We start from the raw sequence: 4,806 nt of genomic DNA, 5'->3' as shown, positions 1-4,806 counted from the left end.
GGTGTTCCTGGGGTTCGGTGCGTTCCTGCCGACCGCCTATGTCGGCATCGCCGAGCTGGGGGTGATCGCGGGCATCGGCATGGTCGTCGCGCTGCTGCTCAGCGTCACGCTGCTGCCGGCGCTGGTGATGGTGTTGCGGCCGGGCGCGCCGGCGCGCGAGGTCGGCTTCGCGCAGGCAGCCCCGGTCGATCGCTGGCTGGCGACGCATCGCCGCGCGGTGCTGTGGGCGTTCGGTGCGGCGATGATCGCCAGCATCGCCGCGCTGCCGCTGGTGCGGTTCGACTTCAACCCCTTCCACCTGCGCAATCAGACCGCGCCGGCGATGGCGGCGCTCAACGACTTGACCCGCGACCCGGACCGGACGCCGGATACCATCGACGTGCTGGCGCCCGACCAGGGGAGCGCGGCGGTGCTGTTGCAGCGATTGAGCCGGCTGCATGAGGTGCGGCAGGCCTTGTCGCTGGACAGCTTCGTCCCCGAGGATCAGCCGGCCAAGCTGGCGCTGGTCCAGGACGCCTCGACCCTGCTCGATCTGACGCTCAACCCCTTCGACGTCGCGCCGCCGCCGAGCGATGCCGACCTGCGCCAGGCGCTGACTACGACAGCGACCCGGCTGCGCCATGCGGCGGGAGCGGATCGCTCGCCCGGAGCGACGGATGCGCGCCGCCTCGCCGCCGTCGTTGCCCGGCTTGCCGTCGCCAATCCAGCCACCCGTGCGCGCATGAACACCACGCTCGCGCAGCCGCTGACGGTGATGCTCGCCGCGACACGTGATGCGTTGGCGGCGCAGCCGGTCGCGCGCGACACGCTGCCGGCCAATCTCAAGCGCGACTGGATCGCGCCGGACGGTCGCGTTCGGCTGACGGTCTTCCCCGCCGGCAACGCCAACGACAACCGTGTGCTGGAGCGCTTCACCCGCGCGGTCACAGCCGTCACGCCCGCCATATCCGGCCTGCCGGTCGCGACTCAGGCGGCGGGGCGGACGGTCGCCGGCGCGTTCGTGCAGGCGGGCGTCATCGCCTTTCTGCTGGTCAGCGCGCTGCTGTTCGCGGTGCTGCGCAACCTGCGCGAGGTCGCGTTCACTCTCGCGCCGGTGATCCTGTCGATCTTTCTTACCCTAGGCAGCTGCGTCGTCATCGGCCAGCCGATCAACTTCGCCAACATCATCGCCTTTCCGCTGCTGTTCGGGGTGGGCGTCGCCTTCCACATCTATTTCGTGATGGCGTGGCGCGGCGGCGCGACCGACCTGCTCCAGTCGAGCCTGGCGCGGGCGGTGCTGTTCAGCGCGCTGGCGACCGGTACCGCGTTCGGCAGCCTGTGGCTGTCGCACCATCCGGGCACCGCCAGCATGGGCAAGATCCTGATGATCTCGCTCGCCTGGACATTGGTGTGTGCGCTTATCTTCGAGCCGGCGCTGCTGGGGCCGGTGCGGCCGGATCGGCCAAGGGATCGCTGAGTTCCGGCGCGGCGCTGGCCTTGGGCGGCGGTGACGCGTCCCCATGCGGTGCGGGCTGGGCGGGATCGGCGAGCGGGTCCTTCAGCTCCGGCGCGGCGGGGTCGAGCGTGTCGCCCGGCACCGGCGCGTCGATCCGCGGACGACCCCGCAGCGCCGCGATCTCCCCGGCACGGTTCTGCAGGAACACCGACCGCAGCGTCGCATAGGGGTCGACCGCACCCGAGAACAACGCCTTCAACTCGTCATCCGCTTCGGCGCGAGCGTCCAGGCCGGTGATCACCGCCTTGGGCACCTGATACTCATATCGGTTGAACGGTGGCTGCTGCACCGTGAACGGCAGCACCAGCCGATCCGCCTGACCGCCGAGCAGGTCACGCAGCGTCGTCGGCCCCGCGAATGGCAGGTAGACATATGGCCCCGGCCCGACCCCATAGCGCCCCAGCGTACTGCCAAAGCCATTGTCGTGGTGCACGATCCTGAGCGGCTTCAGCTTGGCGGGGTCGGCCAGCCCGGCCAGCCCGATCGTCGAATTGACCGCGAACCGCACCAGCGTCTTCGCCGCCCGCCCAGGCTTTAGCTGCAGCAGGTCGTTGAGGAAGACGATCGGCTCGGTCAGGTTGCTGAAGAAATTGCGCAGCCCCGACCGCGCGAACCGCGGGACGACATGCTTGTAGCCGAGCGCCGCCGGCCGGAAGATCGCCTTGTCGAGCCCGGCGTTGAGGCGGAAGAAGCGGCGGTTGATCCCCTCTAGAGGGTCGCCCCTGGCATGGCGCGGGTGGCCTGCGACCAGCGCCGTAGCCGACGCCTGCGTCAGCGCGCGCGCCTTGAGCGGCAGCTTGGCCGGATCGGTGGTGGCCGGTGCGGCGGAAGACGGGATAGCCTGATGCGACGGCGCGCCCTCCTGAAGAGGGACCGCCGCGAGCAGCGCCAGCGGGAACGGCGTCAACCGCCCTTGGCCGCCAGCGCATCGAGGTGCGTGACCAGCGCCTTGGCACCGCCCGATTGCAGGATGTTCGCAAAGTCGGAGCGCCGCGTAGCCAATTGGCTGACCGCGTTGCGATAGAAAACGTCGATGATCCGCCAGCCCTTGCCGCTGTCGCGCAGCCGGTAGTTCAGCGCCTCGGCCGATCCCTTGGGCTGGTTAAGCGTGGTGCGCACCAGCTTGTCGCCGCCGCGGCTCTCGACCTGCGGCGCGAGCGTAAAGCTCTCCCCCGACCAGCCATCGAAATTGGCGGCATATTGCGCGATGGTGAGGCGGCGGAAGGCGGCGACCAGCGCCGTCTGATCGGCCGGCGCAATCGCCGTCCAGCCTGGCCCGACCGCCAGCCGGGTCATCAACGGCAGGTCGAAGCTGCGGTCCACCACCGGGCCGATCGTCGCCGCCCGGGCGCGCGCGCCCGCCGCCTTGCCGGCCTTCATGATCTGCACCAGGCCATCGTCGAGCGCCTGCACCGGCGCGCGCGCCGGGTCGGACGCCTGTGCCAGCGCGGCGGTGGCAAGCGGCGTCGACAGCGATAGTCCCAGCACCGCGAGACGACGAAAAAGGGCAGGCATATGGGCTCCCGAAGCCGGATCACGCGGCGCATATAGGGGCTCCGCGGCTGAATCCACCCTGACCGGGATCGATTGCCCGGCAGCGGTTGGGGGATGCAATCGGTGCCGCGGCGCGGTATATGAGGGTATGAGCCTGCCTCTTAGCCAGATCGCGCGCATCGGCGCCTACACCCTCAAGCAGCATATCAAGGGCGGCAAATACCCGCTGGTGCTGATGCTGGAGCCGCTGCTGCGCTGCAATCTGGCGTGCCCGGGTTGCGGCAAGATCGACTATCCCGATCCCATCCTTAACCAGCGGCTGAGCGTCGAGCAGTGCATGGCGGCGATCGACGAGTGCGGCGCGCCGGCGGTGTCGATCGCGGGCGGCGAGCCGCTGCTCCACCGCGACATGCCGGCGATCGTAAAGGGCTATATCGCGCGCAAGAAGTTCGTCATCCTATGCACCAACGCGCTGCTGCTGAAGAAGAAGATCGACCAATATTCGCCGTCGCCGTTCTTCACCTGGTCGATCCATCTCGACGGCGACCAGGGGATGCACGACCACGCCGTCGACCAGGCCGGCACCTATGACGCCGCGCACGAGGCGATCCTGCTCGCCAAGGCCAAGGGCTTCCGCGTCCAGGTCAACTGCACGGTGTTCGACGGCGCGGACCCGGCGCGGCTGGCCAGCTTCTTCGACGAGATGGAGCGGCTGGGTGTCGAGATCACCATCTCGCCCGGCTATTCCTATGAGCGCGCCGCCGACCAGGAGCATTTCCTGACCCGCGAGCGGACCCGCAACTTCTTCCGCGACGTCTTCAAGCGCGGCAACGGCGGCAAGGCATGGACCTTCACCAACTCGCCGTTGTTCCTGGACTTCCTGGCCGGCAACCAGACCTATGAGTGCACGCCCTGGTCGATGCCGCTGCGCACCGTCTTTGGCTGGCAGAAGCCGTGTTATCTCGTTGGCGAGGGCTATGTGGAGACCTTCGCCGAGCTGATGCAGGGCACCGACTGGGACCAGTATGGCGTCGGCAAGTACGAGAAATGCTCGGACTGCATGGTCCATTGTGGGTTCGAGGGCACGGCCGCGACCGACGCCATCCGCCACCCGCTCAAGATGTTCGCGGTCGGCCGCAAGGGGGTGCGCACCGATGGGCCGATGGCTCCGGACATCGACCTGTCGAACGCGCGGCCCTCGACAGACGTGCACTCGACCCATGTCGAGCGCGAGCTGGCGCGGATCAAGGCAGCCGACCCGGAGGGGTTCCGGCGGACGCAGCGGGCGGCCTAGCCGGGCAGCGCCATGCTCGCCCCCAGGTGCCGGCTTCCCCGCTGCAGTTCGCGCATCGCCTTCGCGAATCCAGCTGCCGTCCGCGTGACATCGCCGACCTGCCCCGGCCGTGCCGCCAGCGAGCGCAGCATCGCCTTCGCGTCGATGCCGCCATCGGGGCGCATCGACACTGTGATCGCGTGCGGTAGCAGGTGGCGCGCGCCGTCGGACACGCAGCGGACAATCGCGAACGGCAGGTGGCGCTCGGCGGCTACCGCGGCGGCGACATGGCTTTCCATGTCGACCGCGAGCGCGCCGTGGCGTTCCCCTAGCGCTAGCTTCTCCGCCACGGTGTCGATCATGCGCCCGTCGGCGTAGAAACCGCCCACCTGCGCGCCCGACAGCCGGGCGAGCAGCGCTGCGCTCCAGTCCGGGTCGCACTCGATCTCGGTTGCGCCCCACAGCCGGTCGGCAATCACCCAATCACCAATCGCCAGCCCGTCGACCAGCGCGCCGGCCATGCCGAAGCTGACGATTCCCGCCG

Annotated in this window: 5 protein-coding genes; 2 read left to right on the top strand and 3 right to left on the bottom strand. The window is 69.3% G+C overall.

Features of this window, described 5'->3' with window-relative positions:
• Window positions 1-1,456: MMPL family transporter (locus HUU96_RS11385; protein ID WP_174292912.1), on the top strand; the 1,456-nt coding region annotated here is incomplete at its 5' end.
• Here the strand turns inward: HUU96_RS11385 and HUU96_RS11380 are convergent.
• Together HUU96_RS11380 and HUU96_RS11375 are read right to left on the bottom strand one after the other, a co-directional pair.
• On the bottom strand, window positions 1,398-2,402 hold the full coding sequence (locus HUU96_RS11380; RefSeq protein WP_174292911.1) for an MlaA family lipoprotein: 1,005 nt from the start codon (window positions 2,400-2,402) through the stop codon (window positions 1,398-1,400). The two genes, HUU96_RS11385 and HUU96_RS11380, sit on opposite strands and share 59 nt — an antisense overlap.
• Window positions 2,399-3,010, bottom strand: coding sequence for an ABC transporter substrate-binding protein (locus tag HUU96_RS11375; protein WP_174292910.1), 612 nt, complete (start codon window positions 3,008-3,010; stop codon window positions 2,399-2,401). Before HUU96_RS11375 ends, HUU96_RS11380 begins: the two co-directional genes overlap by 4 nt.
• Window positions 3,011-3,137: 127 nt before the next feature.
• Here HUU96_RS11375 and hpnH point away from each other — a divergent pair, with 127 nt between their 5' ends.
• Window positions 3,138-4,283, top strand: a complete 1,146-nt coding sequence (hpnH, locus tag HUU96_RS11370; RefSeq protein ID WP_174292909.1) for an adenosyl-hopene transferase HpnH — start codon at window positions 3,138-3,140, stop codon at window positions 4,281-4,283.
• Here hpnH and HUU96_RS11365 read toward each other — a convergent pair.
• Window positions 4,280-4,806: phosphorylase family protein (locus HUU96_RS11365; protein WP_174292908.1), on the bottom strand; the 527-nt coding region annotated here is incomplete at its 5' end. The genes hpnH and HUU96_RS11365 overlap by 4 nt on opposite strands.

The organism is Sphingomonas bacterium (genome assembly GCF_903644135.1).
In the GTDB taxonomy this organism is placed as follows: domain Bacteria; phylum Pseudomonadota; class Alphaproteobacteria; order Sphingomonadales; family Sphingomonadaceae; genus Sphingomonas.
Note: the sequence above shows the minus strand (reverse complement) of the source record. Positions and strands in the feature narration are given on the sequence as shown.

Bases quoted from the DNA above. Each gene is read 5' to 3' on its own strand.
- hpnH (WP_174292909.1), top strand. From the start codon at position 3,138: ATGAGCCTGCCTCTTAGCCAGATCGCGCGCATCGGCGCCTACACCCTC.
- HUU96_RS11375 (WP_174292910.1), bottom strand. From the start codon at position 3,010: ATGCCTGCCCTTTTTCGTCGTCTCGCGGTGCTGGGACTATCGCTGTCG.